We start from the raw sequence: 17,025 nt of genomic DNA on the forward strand, positions 1-17,025 counted from the left end.
ACCAACTCTGTCGGCGCCTCAGGCGCCTGTCAGGAAGCCGCGACCGTACGCGATGGCGACTATCCAGCAGCCAAACGGCATGAGAAACGCCTCCCGGAGCTTGGTGCCGCGGGCCGCGTAGAAGTAGACGCCGGGCAGGAACGCGATGGCGAAGATGCCGTAGACGATGTGGAGGAGCTCTCGCGGCCGCAGACCGAGGGCGAAGATGAGGATCCCGGCCAGACCCTGGGCGGCGGTCAGGGCGATCATCAGCAGGTAGCCCGAGCGGAAGCCGCCGCTCACCTGGCGGCGGGTCAGAAACTGGAAGCCGCCCCAGAGTCCGAGGATCACTGCAAAGAGGATGAGAGCAATCGCGAAGCGTTGGTGCAGGAAGTTGAAGACGTTGGCCATGCCCGGATCATTGTCGGGTTTCGCTTTCGAGGACTCAACACGAGGTTGAGCCAGTCGAGGAGCGCTGCGCCAACAGTTCGGCGGCTGCGGGTGGACGTGCGCAAGACAGTCGCCACGCCGCTCAGGCCAATCTGGTTCCGGCAGGTATTCGACGGCTGCTGCGAGGAGCGCGGCGTGGCAGCCCTTCTGCCCGCCAAAGCGCAGCTCACCCTTCTCGTCGCGGGCGATCGGACGCTGCGCCGCCTGAACCGCCGATTTTTGGGCGAGGACGAGTCCACGGACGTGCTCTCCTTTCCGAGCGGCGGGGGGGACGAGCCGGGCTACCTGGGCGACCTTGCCATCTCCTGGCCTGCCGTTCACCGCCAGGCCAGGCATTACTGCCACGCGGTCGAGAGCGAGGCAGGTCTGCTTCTCGTTCACGGACTGCTGCATCTCCTCGGCTTCGATCACGCTGATCGCGCGGGCGAGCAGGCGATGACTGCGCTCACCCGCCGCTGCCTGAACCGGCTGGGCCTCGGCCTCGGCGCCGGCAGACTGGGGCCTGCGTAGAATCCGACGGCCTACCGCGGCCCGGGGGCCGGCGGCTTTGTCATGCCCAGACATGCTTCGCACCGTTCGTCCTGGTCCTGCCGCCGGCACTGCCGGCGGTCTGCCCGTGCCTGAGGCTCAAATCGACCGAACGGCGCCGAGCGACCTGCTGGTGGTCGGCCTCGGCAATCCGGGACTTGAGTACAGCGAGACTCGGCACAACCTCGGTTGGCGCTGCCTCGACGCCTTGGCGGCGCGGCTCGGGACGAGCCTCGACGGCCGTCGCTGGCACTCACGCGTCAACAGCCTCGCCTCGGGCGGGCGGCGCGTCTGGTTGGTCCAGCCGCAGACGTTCATGAACGAGTCCGGCCGGGCTGTCAAGGCGGCCTGTCGAGACCTGGAGCTGGAGCCGGAGTCGCTCTGGCTCGTGCACGACGAGCTGGACCTGCCGCTCTGCCGGCTGAGGATCCGGCGCGGGGGCTCGGCAGCGGGCCACAACGGCGTCAAGTCGCTGATCACCTCCCTCGGCTCACCGGACTTCGTTCGCTTCCGGATCGGAGTCGGCAAACCGCCCACCTCCGGGGCAGAGGCCGGCCGTCGCTATGTGCTCAGCCGGTTCAGCCGGGCTGAGGCGCAGGCTGCGAAGACTGTGGTGGAAGGGGTTGCCCAGGCACTTCAGGTGGCGCTTTCCGACGGGCTCGACCAAGCGATGGCCGTCTACAACCGGGCCGGCTCCCTGGGCTGCGAGGAGATACCGTGAGCCCGCTGGCCGAGCGACTCTTTCCCGAGGCCCTGCGGCCATGGCTGGAACGGGCCCTGGCAGGTGGACCGCAGCCGGGCGAGCCCCTGCGGGTCGGCCGCTTGCCGCGCCCCGCCTGGGCGCCCTTCGCGGCATCGCTCTCCTACTGGGCTGCCGCTCAGCTGCCGGCGCCGCCGGTCATGGTGCTCTGCTCGCATCCCGCTCGCTTGCGGGACGAGCTGCGCCTCTGGCTGGCCTCTGGGCCGTCGGCAATCCTCTTCGCCGAGATCACAGTCTCGCTTCTCGACCGCCCGCCTGCCTTCGACGAAGCAGTGGCTCAGCGGCTGGAGGCGCTCGCCGGCCTGGCAGCTGCGCGCCCAGCGAAGGGCGCCGAGCCGCCCGCGGCCGGGGCCAGGGGCTGCCTGCTGGTCTCATCGCGCCGGGCGGCATTGCGCATGACCGTCTCGCCCCAGGACCTGGAGCAGGCGACCCTGGCGCTGCGACCCGGGCTTGAGTTGGAGCCGGGGGACCTGGCCAGGCGCCTGGTCGAGATGGGCTACGTGCGGGAGGCGCTGGCCGAGACACCCGGCCAGTTCTCCCTGCGGGGCGGCATCCTGGACGTCTTTCCGGCCGCCGCTCGCACCCCTGTGCGGGCCGAGTTCTTCGGTCCGGAGTTGGAGACCCTGCGGCTCTACGACCCGCAGAACCAGCGCTCGGTGATGGCCACTGCCGAGGTCCTGATCCGCCCCGGCCGCGAGCTGCTGTTGGGGCCGCGGAGGGGCGAGACAGCCGCCGCGCGCCTACGCGCTGAGGCAGGCCTGGAGCACCTGCGACAGGACGTCCGCGACGACTGGGAGGAGGAGCTCGGGCGCCTTCAGCAGGGGCATGGCTTCGCCGGCGTGGAGCTGTACGGCGCCTACTTGAACTCCGGCCGTCCCTCGCTCTTCGACCATCTGCCGGAGCGGGCGCTCGTGCTGGACTTCGAGCCGGAGCGCCAGATCGCCGAGGCTCAAGAGCACGAGCGGGAGACCCTCATGCTGGCCGAGGCGGAGGCCGGCGACGGCGAGCTTCCCCCCGGCTTCGTACCGCCGCTGGTGAGCACCGACCGGCTGCTTCGGCCACCTGTCGCGGCCTGGCTCCAGCTCTCCGCCGCCGAGCCGGCCGCCGGCGAGACAGTCGACCTTGGCTGGCGCGAGCTGGACCCGGTGGTAGGCCGCCAGGACGCGCTCGCCGCTGTCGTCCAGCGCGCCGGCGCCGGGCATTCGGTGGTGCTGGCCAGCGAGCAGTCCGAACGGCTGGGTGCCTTGCTGGCCGAGGCGGGCCGGACCGAGCCCCCGGTGGCGGTGGAGCTGGACCTCGCGGCAGCGCTGCCCCGCGGACTCAGCCTGGCCGACGTCGACCTCCCGGCCGGCTGCCGCCTGGAAGCGGCGCAGATCGAGTTCTGGTCGGACGCGGAGCTGTTCGGCCGCGTCCGCCGCCAGGCCGCCCGACCGCCGCGCCGCTCGAGCCGGGGCGAGGCCACCCTACATCTGGAGTTTCAGCCCGGCGAGCTGGTGGTCCATGTCGATCACGGCATTGCTCGCTTCACCGGCATGAGGCTGATCGACAGTGACGATCCGGACGGCGGCCGGGCCCAGATCCAGCGGGAGTACCTGGAGCTGGAGTACGCCGAGGGCGACCGCCTGTTCGTGCCTGTGGAGAGCCTGGATCGCGTTCAGAAGTACCTCGGGGGAACCGATGAGCACCCGCCGCTCCACCGGCTGGGCACCGGCGACTGGGAGCGGGCGCGCTCGCGGGTCAAGAAGAGCGTGCAGGACGTGGCGGAGGACCTGCTCCGCCTTTACTCACAGAAGGAGGCGCGGCCGGGCTTCGCCTTCTCGCCTGACGTGCCCTGGCAGGCGGAGCTGGAGATGTCCTTTCCCTACGAGGAGACGCCTGATCAGCTCAATGCCATGGCTGAGATCAAGGCTGACATGGAGTCCGAGCGCCCGATGGATCGCCTGCTCTGCGGTGACGTCGGCTTCGGCAAGACCGAGCTGGCGCTACGAGCCGCGTTCAAGGCAGTGATGAGCGGCAAGCAGGTGGCTGTCCTGGCGCCCACCACAGTACTCGTGCAGCAGCACTACCAGGTGTTCTCCGCGCGGTTGGCCAAGTACCCGGTCACCATCGAGGTGCTCTCGCGCTTTCGAACCGAGGAGGAGCAGAAGCGCACGCTGGCCGGCGTGAAGGCGGGCGCTGTCGACATAGTGATCGCGACCCACCGGTTGCTCCAGCGCGACGTCAGGTTCAAGCGGCTGGGGCTGCTCATCATCGACGAGGAGCAGCGCTTCGGCGTCATGCAGAAGGAGCGGCTGCGGCGCCTCCGCGCGAACCTGGACGTGCTCTCGCTGTCGGCCACGCCCATCCCTCGCACCATGCACATGGCGGTGGTTGGCATCCGGGACATGAGCGTGGTGCAGACGCCGCCTGAAGACCGGCAGCCGATCAAGACCTATGTCACAGCGGATGACGAGGAGCTGGTCCGGGAGGTGATAAGCCGCGAGATCGAGCGCGGCGGCCAGGCGTTCTACGTCCACAATCGCGTCCGCAGCATCGACAAGGCCGCCGAGCGCGTGCGCCGGCTGGTCAAGGGCGCTCGGGTGGCGGTCGGCCACGGCCAGATGGAGGAGGAGCAGCTGGCGCGGGTGATGATCGAGTTCGCTGAAGGCCGCCACGATGTGCTCGTCTGCACCACCATCATCGAGTCCGGCCTGGACATACCCAACGTCAACACGATGGTGGTGGAGCGGGCCGATCGCTTCGGGCTCTCGCAGCTGTACCAGCTGCGGGGCAGGGTGGGGCGTTCCGGCAAGCGAGCCTATGCGTACTTCCTCTACGACCCCAAGAGGTCGCTGACCGAGGCGGCGGACAAGCGGCTGGACGTCATGTCAGGGCTGCACGAGCTGGGTCAGGGCTTCAAGATCGCGCTCCGCGACCTGGAGATCCGGGGCGCCGGCAATCTACTGGGCACGGAGCAGCACGGTGCCATCGCCGCAGTCGGATTCGAGATGTATCTGCAGATGCTTCAGGCGGCCGTGGCCAGGCTTCGCTCAGGGTCGGAGGAGGCGGAGGTCGGCGACGTGCTGACCACTCCCGACATCAACATCGATCTGCCGCTCGACCACTTCGTGCCCCGCTCCTTCATCCGCGATGAGCGTCTCCGGCTGGGCGCCTACCGCGACCTGGCCGCCGCCGAGACCGAGGCGGAGCTGGAGAGCGCGTTGCGTTCGCTGCGTGATCGCTATGGACCGGCGCCGGCGCAGCTGGGCAACCTGGTCTACTCGCTCCGTGTCAAGATCAAGGGCCAGAAGCTGGGCCTGCGCTCGGTCGCCGGCGACGGTCAGGCCATCGTGATCAAGGTGGACCCCGATCGTTACCTGGATGTCGCCGAGCTGGAGCGACGGCTGCCGGGCCGGCTCAAGATCGGACCGAACCGCCTCACCATGCGGCGCCAGGGTGAAGGCTGGCGGCAGGACCTGCTGTCCCTGCTGGACCAGATGTATGAGCTATACGAGCTGAAGGGGGTGGCAAGTTGAGCGAAGGATCGGAAAGCCAGAAGCAGGCTCAGGCGGAGCCAGAGGGAGGAGCGGGAGCTGCTGCCCAACGTCCGTACCCGCAGGATCTGAGCGCGGTCTTCCAAATCGCTCGGCGCCTCCGCGCTCAAGACGGCTGTCCTTGGGACAGGCAGCAAACCCACGCCTCCCTGCGGCCCTACCTGCTGGAGGAGGCCTACGAGCTGCTGGAGGTCTTGGACCAGGGCGACGAGGACTTGAAGCTGCGAGAAGAGCTGGGCGACGTGCTTCTGCAGGTGGCCATGCACGCCGCCATCGCCGAGGAGGAGGGCCGCTTCGACGCCAGCGACGTGTCGGTCGGCGCGGCGGCCAAGATGGTGGCCCGGCATCCGCACGTATTCGCCGGCGAGCAGGTGGCCGACGCCGAGGAGGTGCTGAAACACTGGGAGGAGCGCAAAGCCACCGAGGCCGAGCGCGCAGGCCAACCTCCTGGGCTTTCACTCGACCGGGTCCCGCGGGCTCTGCCCGCGCTCGCCTGGACCTACAACATGCAGAAGCGAGCAGCTCGCCTCGGCTTCGATCTGGAGAGCCAGGTGGCGGCGGCGGCAGCTGTTTCGGATCAGGCCAACGTGCTCGGAGCGGCAGCTCCTGATGGCGCCGCCGAGCGTGCGGTGGGCGAGCTGCTCTTCGCCGCCGTCAGTCTGGCGCGCACGCTCAAGGTCAATCCCGAGGATGCGCTGCGCTCGGCGGGCCAGCGCTACCGGGACAGGTTTGCGGCACTGGAAAGCCGGCTGCGCGCAGACGGCCGCAGCTACCGGGAGCTGGAGCAGTCAGAGCTAGCGCAGCACTGGGACGAGACTGTCCCACCTTCACACTGAAGACAGCCGACGCCATACTCGGTCTTCAGCCGAAGCTGACTACTTCGCTCTGAGCACCGCTGGGCCGCTGTGCTGCGGGCTGCCCTCGGCCCGCTCCAGAGTCACCTCGAGCCTGTAGTGCGCCGTGTCGGCGCCGGTCGTCCAGCGCATGGTCACAGGTCCTGGGCCTGACACGCTGAAAGTGCCGACAGCCAAGCGGTTCTGCTGCTCGCTGGCGTCGCCCTGGTCCACGAGCCAGCAGACGTACAGCTGCCCGGGCGGATTGGCGGGCAGACCCTCGACTGTCAGTGCCACCACCTTGCCGCTCGGGCCGTCCTCGATGCGAGCTGCACCGCTAGCGGCGCTGCCGTCGGTGGCCACCAGCCGCTGAGTCTGCGCCGCCGGCGGTGGCGCTGTGCCGCTCCCGCCAGGCGCACGCGAGTGAGAGAGGCTTGATACCGTGAGGCCGCCGACCGCCAGCAGCAGGACCGCGACCGCCCCTGCCCAAACCGGGGCCCAGCGTGGCGTCCGGCGCGGCCACGGGAGCCACGACCGGTGTCTGCCTGGCGCCCGCTCTCGCCGGACAGCCTGGAGCACGAGGCCCTCCAGGTGGGCGGGTGGCGTGACGGAGGGCGCGGCAGCCGCCACCAGTCCAGGCAGCTTGCGGAGCCCTGCCAACTCACTGGTGCACCTCTCACAGCCGTCCAGGTGGCGGCGGGTGGCCTCCAGTTCGTTGTCGCCGGCATTGCCCAGCAGGTATTCGGTCAGATCCGGATGGGTCACTGCTGACGCTCCTCGAAGGCGCGCTTGAACGCTCGCAGCGCGTGATAGGTGCGGGACTTGACGGTGCCCAATGGGATCTGCAGCCGTCCGGCGATCTCCTCCTGCGTCAAATCTCCTCCGTAGTGGAGCTCCAGCACCTGACGCTGCTGGTCCGGGAGCGAATCGAGCGCGTCGCGCACCGTCAGCGAGAGGAGCAGCTCGTCGAACTGGTCGTCCGCCCGGGCGTCGACCTCCAGCTCCGGCAGGAAGGGCCGCGAGGAGGGCCGCCGCCAGAGGTCGACCGCCAGGCGGCGGGCGATCGCGAAGACGAAGGCGCTCACCGACCCGCGCTCCGGGTCGAAGCGCGCGGCGGTGCGCCAGACGCGAAGGGACGTCTCCTGGACCAGCTCCTCGGCCAGACCTTCGTCTCCCAGGACGCGCAAGCCGAGGCCGTAGAGGCGCCGCTCATAAAGGCGATAGAGCTGTAGGAAGGCGTCCTCGCGCCGGTCCCGTCCCACCGCCAGGAGCAGCGCCGCCTCGGTGGAGGGCTCAGTCTCGCGCTGAACTGCTGGTTCTGCCGCGCTGTGCAGGGCGGTGTGCGCTGGGGCCGCTCTCGGTCGGTTCAGCACCAGACCGACGGTGGGCGCCTCCGTCTGTGCATACAACTTGCCGCCGAGTACGGACTCACAGCACGAAAGGGTTCAAACCACCGAGGTGAACCTTCGTGAAGCGCCACACCGTAGAGCAACGCAGGCGGCGACAACGCTGTCCGGCTAAGGGCCATAGCCGGATTCGTCTCGCCAGTCGCAGCACCTGTCAACCACTTCTAGAGGAACCAATGAATCGTATGCGAATGACCACGCCTGTTTTGGCGGCCGCCGGATTGTCTCTGTGGGCAGCCGCAGCTTGCGGCGGCGCCACCAACCAGAGCGATGTCAGTGCCGCTGCGGCCACCCCTAGACCGACTCTTACTACTGCCGTCAGGGGAAATCTCGGCGAGGTTCTGACTGACGGTCAGGGCCGCACCCTCTATCACTTCCTGCCCGAGAAGGACGGGAACGTCTCCTGCACCGGCAGCTGCGCGACCATCTGGCCGCCGCTGCTGGTCCCTGCGAGCGCGAGTCAGAAGCAGTCTTCGGGTCTGCCCGGAACCGTCGGTGTTGTCACGCGGCCCGACGGCGGCACCCAGGTCACCTACGACGAGTGGCCGCTCTACACCTTCAGCGGGGACGGGCGCCCGGGGGATGTGACGGGGCAGGGGATTGCCGGAGAGTGGTTTGCGCAGACCGCGCAGACCCCAGTCGACCAGGACAACGACCACGATGGGACGGCGCCCCCAACTCCCTCTCCAGCTGCCGCGCCGGGTCCCACCGCCGCACCAGCGCCGCTGCCGCCAGCCGGCCAGGCGCCGGTCCCAGCACCGCCGCCGGCCGTGCCCACCGCGCGACCTGCGTTTAACGATGGCGACGCGGACAACCGCGGCGGCGCCAGCGACGGCGACGGCAACGGCTGACCTCTTTCCCTTCCGAGCGCCCCTGCGCCGCATCCCTGCGGCGTGGGGGGCCAACCCCCGGCGCTGGCGGATCGTTCCGCATGCGCGAGCGAGAACCCGAGGAGGTACGCCGCTCAGAGCTGATTGAGCATCCGCTGGGTGGGGACTTTCACCTGCCGAAAGTGAAGACTTTGAGATGGCCATTGACACGGAGGCGGACGCGCGGGCCACAGGCCCTCAGGGTGCTTAGCAAATAGTCCCTTGCTCAGGGTGTCCATTACTGCCGTGGCGGTTCGTCGTAGCAGTGGAACCGGCGGGAGCAGCAGACCACATGAAGGAGGAGACGACATGAAGTACGCGATGACCTGCGGCCGCGCGGCCTGGGAGGACGACAGCGCCTTCCCGGAGTCTGCGAAGCAGGAGATGTACGGAGCTGCAGTGGAGTGGTTCGGCCGGCTTGCCGCTCAGGGCAAGGTCACGGGCGGCGAGCAGCTCCAGGGACCCGAAACCGCGAGAACCGTGGCACTGACAAAGGGGGGTGGCTCAACAGTCGTCGATGGCCCGTTCTTGGTGGATGGCAAATTGGCGCTGGGCGGTTACATAATCCTCGAAGTCGCCGACTTCGACGAAGCAATCGCGCTGACCCGCACCTTTCCAATTCCGGAGAGCAAAGTCGAGGTCCGGCCGGTCATCGAGCGCTAGTCGCAAGGCGGGGCGGCCGGGCTCAACGTGAGCTCGGCCGCCTCTGCAGATCAGGGAGATCGGCCACTAGGCGGAGGTTCAGACGCGCGCGGTCAAGGGACATGCCGGTTGCAATCCGCGCGTGGACCCGACAGTCGCTGTTATAGTGGAGCGGTTCGCGCGATTCCTGCATTTCGTTCCTGCACTTCGTCCAACCACCTGATCCACCATGCGCCAACGCACTGCCTCTGTCAGCAACGGCCGGTTCAACCGGCGTCTCCCTCTCGCGCACGAGTGGGTGGCGGTAGTCGCCATCGCTTTGGCAGTGCTGTGGATCCTCCTCTCCTTCGCCCAGGAACTGCGCTTCACCAACGGCCTGAAGCACCAGGCGAGCGACTTGAGCAGTCAGAACGCAGTGCTTCAGAAGCAGAACGACAGCTACCGCCGGGACATCGCGGCGTCCAACTCGGGGGCAGCCGCGGAAGAGGAGGCGCGTCAGAACGGCTACGCCAGGCCCGACGAGCGGCAGTTCGTGGTCGGGCAGCCGCCCGGTCCGCCCTCGCCGCCCCTGGCGAGCCACTCTCAGCCCGGGCGCCAAACCCCCGAGGCCAACCCTCTGCAGCGGTTCTGGAACTGGCTCAGCGGCCGCTGATTTTGCGCCCCCAAGCCGGTATGATCTATGCCGTGCGGTGGAGCAGTGGAAGCTCGTCGGGCTCATAACCCGAAGGTCGTTGGTTCGAATCCAACCCGCACAACTTCACTGTCCCAGACAAGAGCGCTTCGGGCCCGGAGCGCTCTTTCATTCTCCAAACGGGAGTAGCAAGGATCAATAAGCGAAAGCGCGTGGCACTCGGCAAGCACAGGTTGAAGAAGCGCAAGACGAAGGCTCGGGCCCGCTCCTAGCCCTCCGGGGCGGCGTAGCTCAGTGGTAGAGCGCACGACTCATAATCGTGTGGTCGGTGGTTCGATCCCACCCGCCGCCACCACAGCCACTGCAGCGGCGCCGGCCGACCGCTTGACAAGCCACGGCACCGGGCCCGCGGCATCATCTGCCGGTGGCCGACACCAGCCGCCAAACGAAATACCTCCTGCCAAGAGGAGCCGAGGCTCCGTCAAACGCCGGCGCGTGCTGATCGAGCTGGCGGGCGATCTCTCACTGGTGGCGGGCCGGAGAGTCCTCGTGGCAGTCTCCGGAGGGCCCGACTCGACAGCCCTGCTGCGCTGGCTGCTGGAGCACGGCGTCGAGGTGAGCGCGGCTCACTTCGATCATGGCCTGCGACCGGAATCGGCTTCTGAAGCCGATCAGGTGCAGCGCCTCGCCGCCCGCCTGGGCGTTCAGCTGATCAGTAAACGCCGGAGCGTCCCGCTCGCCCGCGGCAACCGCCAGGCCGCCGCGCGGGCGGCCCGCTATGAGTTCCTGAGCACCGCCCGGCGGGACGCCGGCGCCGAGGTGGTGGCGCTCGCCCACACCGCCGACGACGTGGTGGAGGGCGCTCTCATGCACCTGAGTCGCGGAGCTGCGCTGGCCGGGCTCCGGGGAATGCCGAATGTGAGAGGCCATCACGTCCGCCCCTTCTTGGCTGTGTGGCGCAGTGACATCGAGCGCTATCTCAGCGAGCGGGGGGAGACGCCCGTGCGCGACCCTACGAACCGGGAAGTGCAGCGATCCCGCCGGGCCTGGGTCAGGCACGTCCTGCTCCCGCAGCTCAGCTCGGATCGGCCGGGGCTCGAGCGGCGCATCTGGCGGGCGGCTCAGGCCGCCGCCGCGCGGCAGGAGGATCTGGAGACCGGTGCCCAGGCCCTCCTGAACGAGATCTGCAGCGGTGCAGCCCCGACGCTGATTCTTGCCCGAGCGCGGTTGCTCAAGGCTCCGAAGTCCGTGCGCCTGGAGGCGTACCGCCAGGTTTACGGTCAGCTCGCGGGCCTGCCCGGCCTGAACCGTCGCCAGCTCGAGCAGTCGGACCAGCTGACCAGGAGCGGCAGCACCGGTCAGAGCTGCGATCTCCCGCGCAGGGTTAGTTTCCACGTCGAACGGGAATCCGTAACCGTGCTTGTGGAGCAACCCCCACCCACGTACCGCCTGTCGATGCGGCCCTGTGCGGGCTGTCCGGATCCCCTGGCCGCACATCTCCGCTCGGATCTCGAGCTCCATCTGGGCAAGCGCGCACCCGGTTTGCGCCTGCGCCCGAGCGAGGCAGGCAGCCGCAAGCTACAGGACGTCCTGACCGATGCCGGAGTTCCCCGGCGGCTGCGCGACGAGTGGCCCCTGGTGTTCGCGGGAGAGCGCCTGGCCTGGGTACCGGGCGTGGCGATGGATGTGGACCTGGCAGCCGTTCCTGGCGCGCCGGGAATGCATGTCAGCGTTGAGCCGGTTGGTGGTGACGTGGGACAGGCCGCCGGTGACAGCGCCGCAACCCAACTTCTCGAACTCCAGACACGCCCCGATCCGCGAGCGGGTGGCCGCCAGGGGCGGTGCTAGTATCAAGAACACCATCAACTTGGAGACCCCTTTTTCGTGACTCGCATCCCCCGCTCCGCTGCGCTTTACATCATGGTGGCCCTGGGCCTGCTCGCTGTCTTCTACTTCACTTTCCAGAGCATTGAGAGCGGCACCAAGGGCGACGAGTGGACCTACTCCCAACTACTCACGGCGGCCGACCACGGTGAGCTGAGCAGCGTCGACATCAAGGGCACCACCGCCACAGTCATCTCCAAGAAAGACGGCGTCCGACATGACGTGACGCTCGGTGACTCAACGCAGAACCTGGAGCAGATCCTGCATAACGACAACGTCTCCTTCAAGTACAGCAGTGCCAACACGGGGCTCGGCTACCTGCTCGCGCTGGCGCCCAACCTCATAGTCCTGCTGCTGATCGGTGGCTTCATGTACTACATCCTTCGCCAGACGCAGAGCGGCAACAACCAGGCCATGTCGTTCGGACGCTCGCGAGCGCGACTGGTGGCAGGCGATAAGCCGACAGTCACCTTTGCCGATGTGGCAGGCGTGGATGAGGCCAAGCAGGAGCTGACCGAGATCGTCGAGTTCCTCAAATTCCCTGAGAAATTTGTCGCGCTGGGTGCGCGCATTCCGAAGGGCGTCCTCATGGTGGGCCCCCCCGGAACGGGCAAGACGCTGCTCAGCAAGGCTGTCGCGGGCGAAGCAGGCGTTGCCTTCTTCAGCATCTCAGGCTCTGAGTTCGTGGAGATGTTCGTCGGTGTCGGTGCCTCCCGCGTGCGCGACCTGTTCGACCAAGCGAAGAAGAACAGCCCATGCATAGTGTTCGTGGACGAGATCGACGCAGTCGGCCGCCAGCGCGGCGCCGGCTTGGGCGGCGGCCATGACGAGCGCGAGCAGACCCTGAACCAGCTGCTAGTGGAGATGGATGGCTTCGACACCGGTACCCATGTGATCGTCATCGCTGCCACCAACCGACCTGACGTGCTGGATCCGGCGCTGTTGCGGCCGGGCCGCTTCGACCGTCATGTCACCCTCGACCGGCCCGACATCAAGGGCCGCCGCCAGATACTTGACGTGCACGCCCGCAACAAGCCGCTGGAGGCAGCCGTCGACCTGGAGGTGCTGGCCCGGCAGACGCCAGGCTTCAGCGGCGCCGACCTGGCCAACCTCATCAACGAGGCAGCCATCCTCACGGCTCGCGCCAACAAGAAGGTGATTGGGATGGAGGAGGCGGAGGAGGCGATCGCCAGGGTCATCGCCGGGCCTGAGAAGAAATCGCGTCGAATCTCCGAAAAGGAGAAGGAAGTGATCGCCTACCACGAGGTCGGTCACGCCCTGGTCATGAAGGCTTTGCCCCTCTGCAACCCCGTCCACAAGGTGAGCATCATCAGCCGCGGTCAAGCTCTGGGCTGGACGTTGAGCCTGCCGACAGAGGACAAATACTTGGTGAGCAAAGAGGAGCTGAGGCAGGAGATCGCCGGCACCATGGGCGGTAGAGCGGCGGAGGAGATTGTCTTCGGCGACGTCACCAGCGGCGCCGAGAACGACATCCAGCGCGCCACCGCCATGGCTCGACGAATGGTCACGCAATGGGGCATGAGCGAAAAGCTCGGCACTGTGACCATGGGCCAGAAGGACGAGCTTGTCTTCCTGGGCCGGGATTTGGGCGAGCAGCGCAATTACTCAGAGGAGGTGGCTGCCATCATCGACGAAGAGATCAAGTCCTTCGTGAGCGGTGGCTTCGAGGTGGCCAAGCGGATCCTCACCGAGCAACGAGCTCAGATGGACCGGGTGGTTCAGCGCCTGAAGCAGGTGGAGACCATCGACGCGGCCGAGCTCGACCAGCTGGTTGCCGGGGTGCCGGCCCAGGCAGCTCAGGAGGTCGGCTGACAGCGTTCCTCGCATGCCGTGGGAGCGCGGAGGCTGAACGCGGCCCGATTCGGTCTGAACTTGACTTCAGCGCGGCTGGCGCTGGTATCATGGGCATTCGTTTTGGCGCGGCTTCTGTTTTGGAGCCGTCGGCTGCGCAGTGGGGTGGCCGGGCAGCACCTGACGACCAAGACCAACAAGATTTTGTGAAGGAGCCCAGGGATATTTGTCTGAGGATGTAGGCGCGGTCATGACCGAGGAGAAGGACTCCTCGATGATGACGATGGAAGATTATCTTCGCGATGATCAGGACGCTTTCGGAGCGCCCAAGCATGGCGACATAGTGGACGGTGTGGTCGTCCGCGTGGATGCCGACGAAGTCCTGGTCGACATCGGCGCGAAGGCCGAAGGCATCATCTCGGGCCGCGAGCTTGGCTTTAAGGGAGATCCCGACCAGGAACTGAGCCCGGGCGAGACCATCAAGGTCTACGTCCTTCAGCCGGAGAACGAGGAGGGCAACGTAGTCCTCAGCCTCCGCCGCGCTAGGGCCGAGACGACCTGGCTGGTCGCCGCCGAAAAGCAGGAGAACGGCGAGGTGATCGAGGCCGAGGTTCGCGAGCAGAACAAGGGCGGCCTGATAGTCAACGTGCTCGGCCTGCGCGGCTTCCTGCCCTCCAGCCAGGTAGGCCGCAATCAGTCAGCCACCGCCGAGCAGCTGGTGGGCCAGCGCATCCTGGTCAAGATCCTGGAGGTCAACCGCAAGCGAAACCGCCTGATCGTCAGCCAGAAGGCAGCCGAGGACGAGGATCGCGCCAAGAAGCGCGAGAACCTGTTCAGCCGCGTCCAGGTCGGCGATGTGGTCAGGGGCACTGTCAGCGGACTCACCACCTACGGGGCCTTTGTCGATATCGGCGGCGCTGATGGGCTGATCCACATCTCGGAGCTCTCCTGGGACCGCGTCAGCCGCGTCACCGACGTGCTGACTGTCGGCCAGGAGATCGACGTCAAGGTCATCAAGCTGGACGCCGACCAGACCCGCATCAGTCTCTCGCTGCGCCAGCTGGAGGAGGATCCCTGGGAGCGCCTGGTCAGGACGGTGCCGGTCGGCGAGATAGTCAGCGGCCAGGTGACGAAGACCAAGAAGTACGGCGCCTTCCTCCAGATCATGTCCGGCATCGAGGGCCTGCTTCACATCTCCGAGCTCTCCTGGGATCACGTCGAGAAGACCGAGGACGTGCTCAAGGTGGGTGAGGACATCCAGGTCAAGGTGATAGGTATCGACACCGCCCGCCGGCGCGTCTCCCTGTCGTTGAAGCAGCTGGCCGGCCAGCCACCGGGCTACCGCGGCGGCGGCACCTACGTCTTCGACGACTGACTGCCTGAACCGGGGCAGCGGACCTCGACCTGACGCTCCAACGCTGACGGCAAAAGCTGAGCCTGCCGGCCTGGCGGCCCTGTTCGACTTCTCACCCCGGCTGCGCTTGCGGCCGATGTACGTGGGCCAGGCCCGCCGGCTGCTGGCCGGCGACGACGCGCTTGCGGCCGACAGCTCAGGCTGGGCACCCGGCTACCCCAGCGAGGAGACCTTGCAGGCTGCGCGGATGCTGGTCCGGCAGGCCGAGGCCGGTGAGCTGGAGCGCGGCTTCGGCGTGTACCTGGTGGTGCGCCGGAGCGATGACCTAGTCATCGGCGGCATAGGCTTTCACGGCAGGCCCGAGAGGGGCCAAGTGGAGGTGGGGTACGACGTGACGCCGAGCGCTCGGGGCCAGGGCTATGCCACCGAAGCTTTGCGGGCACTGGCCGGCTGGGCGCTGCAGCAGCCCGGCGTGCAGGCGGTGCTGGGCCGGACGGAGGCCGGGAACGTCCCCTCCTTGCGCGTCCTGGCGAAGGCGGGCTTCGTCCCTTGCGGCGGCCCTGACGCTGAGGGCCTGTTCTCCTTCGAGCGGCGGAACGGCGGTCTGAGCACTGGCGGCTGAAGGTGATCATCTGTGACGTCAGCCCCCGCGACGGGCTGCAGAACGAGAGCAGGACGCTCAGCCCTGGCATCAGGGCGGACCTCGTCCGACGACTTGCGGCAGCGGGCGTCCCGCGCATCGAAGCGGTCAGCTTCGTCAACCCCGCCCGCGTGCCGCAGATGAGTGGCGCTGAGGAGGTCCTGAAGCTGGTCGAGAGGCGGCCGGCCGTCGTCTACGCCGGGCTGGTCCTGAACGAGCGCGGCTTCGACAGGGCTGTGAGCGCCCAGGTGGATGAGGTCCACTACGCTTTCCCACTCACCGACCGGTTCGCGCGGGAGAACCAGAACACCACTGTGGCTCAGGCCATCGATCTCTCGCGCCGCCTGGCCGCCCGGGCTCGCGAGCGTCAGATCCCCTTCACTGTGACTCTCAGCGCCGCCTTCGGTTGTCCCTTCGAGGGCAGGGTGCCGGCGGCCAAGGTCCTCCGGGTGGCAGAGCAGCTGCAGACGGAGCCGCCCGCCGAGCTGGTCCTAGCGGACACGATCGGGGTTGGGGTGCCGAGCCAGGTGAGAGAGTTGGTGACGGGCCTGGCGGGCCTGGGCGTCGCGCAGATCGGCTGCCACTTCCACAACACGCGCAACACTGCGGTCGCCAACGCGGTGACGGCGCTCGAGTGCGGTGCCACCGTGCTGGACGCCTCGGTTGGCGGCACCGGCGGCTGCCCCTTCGCGCCCCGGGCTGGCGGCAATGTGGCCACCGAGGATCTGCTCTACACGCTGCACGGCATGGGCATCGCCACTGGCATCGACCTCGACGCCATGATCGCCCTCGGTCATTGGCTCGGCGAGCAGCTCGGCCGCGAGCTGCCGAGCCAGGTGGGACGGGCCGGCACGTTTGCCCCGGTAGCCGGCTGACGCCCGCGCTCAAAATGCGAGCCATCACGCCGGCAGCGAGGGAGGCGCTGCTGGGCAAGAGTGAAATGAACTGAGCTGATCGACCGTTATAGTGATGTCAGCCTGCGCTGAACAGGCCTGACATTCGTATTCACAGGAGGTGCCCGCCCCCACCGCAACCAAACCGTCCGGCCAGGAGGAACAGCTTTGTACCCGCCCTTTGAACGCTTCACAGAACGCGCCAAGAAAGTCCTGACTCTGGCTCAAGAAGAGGCCGAGCGGTCGCATCACAGCTATATCGGCACCGAGCACCTGTTGCTGGGCCTGCTCCGCGAAGGCGACGGCCTGGCGGCGAAGGTGCTCAACAACCTCGGAGTGGAGATCGGCAAGGTCAGGCAGACCATCGAGTCTGTACTGGGCCGCAACGAGCGGATAGTGATCCAGCAGATCATCCCCACCTCGCGCGTGAAGAAGGTGATCGAGATCTCCTTCGAAGAGGCCCGGCGCATGGGCCACAACTACGTTGGCACGGAGCATTTGCTGCTGGGCCTGCTGATCGAGGGCGAGGGTATCGCCGCCCACGTGCTGGAGGACCTGGGTGCCAGCCTGGACAAGGTTCGCGCCGAGACGGAGCGCATGCTCCACGACTCGACAGTGGAGGAGTCCGAGCCCAAGCCCAAGAAGCCGTCGAAGACGCCCCTGTTGGATCAGTTCGGCAGGGATCTGACGGAGCTGGCGCGGAAGAACAGCCTGGACCCGGTGATCGGTCGGGAGATGGAGATCGAGCGGGTGATCCAGGTCCTCTCCCGGCGGACGAAGAACAACCCGGCCCTGATCGGGGAGCCTGGGG

Annotated in this window: 16 protein-coding genes and 2 tRNA genes; 15 read left to right on the forward strand and 3 right to left on the reverse strand. The window is 67.6% G+C overall.

Annotation, left to right across the window (positions count from 1 at the left end):
- Positions 1-18: 18 nt before the first annotated feature.
- Positions 19-390, reverse strand: coding sequence for a hypothetical protein (locus ACR2MZ_RS11580; RefSeq protein ID WP_434005189.1), 372 nt, complete (start codon positions 388-390; stop codon positions 19-21).
- Positions 391-435: 45 nt separating this feature from the next.
- On the opposite strand from ACR2MZ_RS11580, the gene ybeY reads away from it, so the two are divergent.
- The 4 genes from ybeY to mazG are packed head-to-tail and all read left to right on the forward strand — an operon-like array spanning position 436 to position 6,086.
- Positions 436-939, forward strand: coding sequence for an rRNA maturation RNase YbeY (gene ybeY, locus ACR2MZ_RS11585; RefSeq protein ID WP_434005190.1), 504 nt, complete (start codon positions 436-438; stop codon positions 937-939).
- A 52-nt stretch (positions 940-991) separates the two neighbouring features.
- Entirely contained in the window at positions 992-1,678 is a 687-nt protein-coding gene (pth, locus tag ACR2MZ_RS11590) for an aminoacyl-tRNA hydrolase (RefSeq protein ID WP_434005191.1), read from the forward strand.
- On the forward strand, positions 1,675-5,232 hold the full coding sequence (gene mfd, locus ACR2MZ_RS11595) for a transcription-repair coupling factor (RefSeq protein WP_434005192.1): 3,558 nt from the start codon (positions 1,675-1,677) through the stop codon (positions 5,230-5,232). The genes pth and mfd overlap by 4 nt, the downstream gene beginning before the upstream one ends.
- On the forward strand, positions 5,229-6,086 hold the full coding sequence (gene mazG, locus ACR2MZ_RS11600; RefSeq protein WP_434005193.1) for a nucleoside triphosphate pyrophosphohydrolase: 858 nt from the start codon (positions 5,229-5,231) through the stop codon (positions 6,084-6,086). The genes mfd and mazG overlap by 4 nt, the downstream gene beginning before the upstream one ends.
- Positions 6,087-6,125: 39 nt before the next feature.
- Here mazG and ACR2MZ_RS11605 read toward each other — a convergent pair whose 3' ends face one another.
- Positions 6,126-6,848, reverse strand: coding sequence for an anti-sigma factor (locus ACR2MZ_RS11605; RefSeq protein WP_434005194.1), 723 nt, complete (start codon positions 6,846-6,848; stop codon positions 6,126-6,128).
- The gene (locus tag ACR2MZ_RS11610) at positions 6,845-7,492 is read right to left on the reverse strand and encodes an RNA polymerase sigma factor (RefSeq protein ID WP_434005195.1); all 648 of its coding nucleotides are present in this window, start codon (positions 7,490-7,492) and stop codon (positions 6,845-6,847) included. Before ACR2MZ_RS11610 ends, ACR2MZ_RS11605 begins: the two co-directional genes overlap by 4 nt.
- Before the next feature lie 188 nt (positions 7,493-7,680).
- Here ACR2MZ_RS11610 and ACR2MZ_RS11615 point away from each other — a divergent pair, with 188 nt between their 5' ends.
- The 11 genes from ACR2MZ_RS11615 to ACR2MZ_RS11665 form a co-directional block, all read left to right on the forward strand.
- Entirely contained in the window at positions 7,681-8,340 is a 660-nt protein-coding gene (locus tag ACR2MZ_RS11615) for a COG4315 family predicted lipoprotein (protein ID WP_434005196.1), read from the forward strand.
- A 327-nt stretch (positions 8,341-8,667) separates the two neighbouring features.
- Entirely contained in the window at positions 8,668-9,021 is a 354-nt protein-coding gene (locus ACR2MZ_RS11620; protein WP_434005197.1) for a YciI family protein, read from the forward strand.
- A 208-nt stretch (positions 9,022-9,229) separates the two neighbouring features.
- Complete coding sequence (locus ACR2MZ_RS11625) at positions 9,230-9,652, forward strand: FtsB family cell division protein (RefSeq protein ID WP_434005198.1); 423 nt, start codon at positions 9,230-9,232, stop codon at positions 9,650-9,652.
- A 31-nt stretch (positions 9,653-9,683) separates the two neighbouring features.
- Positions 9,684-9,755: transfer RNA gene (locus ACR2MZ_RS11630), tRNA-Met, on the forward strand.
- Between the two features lie 156 nt (positions 9,756-9,911).
- Positions 9,912-9,986 (forward strand) — tRNA-Met (locus tag ACR2MZ_RS11635).
- Between the two features lie 140 nt (positions 9,987-10,126).
- Positions 10,127-11,479, forward strand: coding sequence for a tRNA lysidine(34) synthetase TilS (tilS, locus tag ACR2MZ_RS11640; protein WP_434005199.1), 1,353 nt, complete (start codon positions 10,127-10,129; stop codon positions 11,477-11,479).
- 72 nt (positions 11,480-11,551) lie between these two features.
- Positions 11,552-13,348: an ATP-dependent zinc metalloprotease FtsH gene (gene ftsH, locus ACR2MZ_RS11645; RefSeq protein WP_434005205.1), complete on the forward strand. Its 1,797-nt coding sequence runs from the start codon at positions 11,552-11,554 to the stop codon at positions 13,346-13,348.
- Positions 13,349-13,553: 205 nt separating this feature from the next.
- Entirely contained in the window at positions 13,554-14,702 is a 1,149-nt protein-coding gene (gene rpsA / locus ACR2MZ_RS11650) for a 30S ribosomal protein S1 (RefSeq protein ID WP_434005200.1), read from the forward strand.
- A 100-nt stretch (positions 14,703-14,802) separates the two neighbouring features.
- Entirely contained in the window at positions 14,803-15,303 is a 501-nt protein-coding gene (locus ACR2MZ_RS11655; RefSeq protein WP_434005206.1) for a GNAT family N-acetyltransferase, read from the forward strand.
- Positions 15,300-16,196: a hydroxymethylglutaryl-CoA lyase gene (locus ACR2MZ_RS11660; RefSeq protein WP_434005207.1), complete on the forward strand. Its 897-nt coding sequence runs from the start codon at positions 15,300-15,302 to the stop codon at positions 16,194-16,196. The genes ACR2MZ_RS11655 and ACR2MZ_RS11660 overlap by 4 nt, the downstream gene beginning before the upstream one ends.
- A 186-nt stretch (positions 16,197-16,382) precedes the next feature.
- Positions 16,383-17,025 (forward strand): Clp protease N-terminal domain-containing protein (locus tag ACR2MZ_RS11665; protein WP_434005201.1); only part of this gene is annotated, 643 nt, incomplete at its 3' end.

The organism is Candidatus Dormiibacter sp., from assembly GCF_050999135.1.
Lineage (GTDB): Bacteria > Chloroflexota > Dormibacteria > Dormibacterales > Dormibacteraceae > Dormiibacter > Dormiibacter spiritus.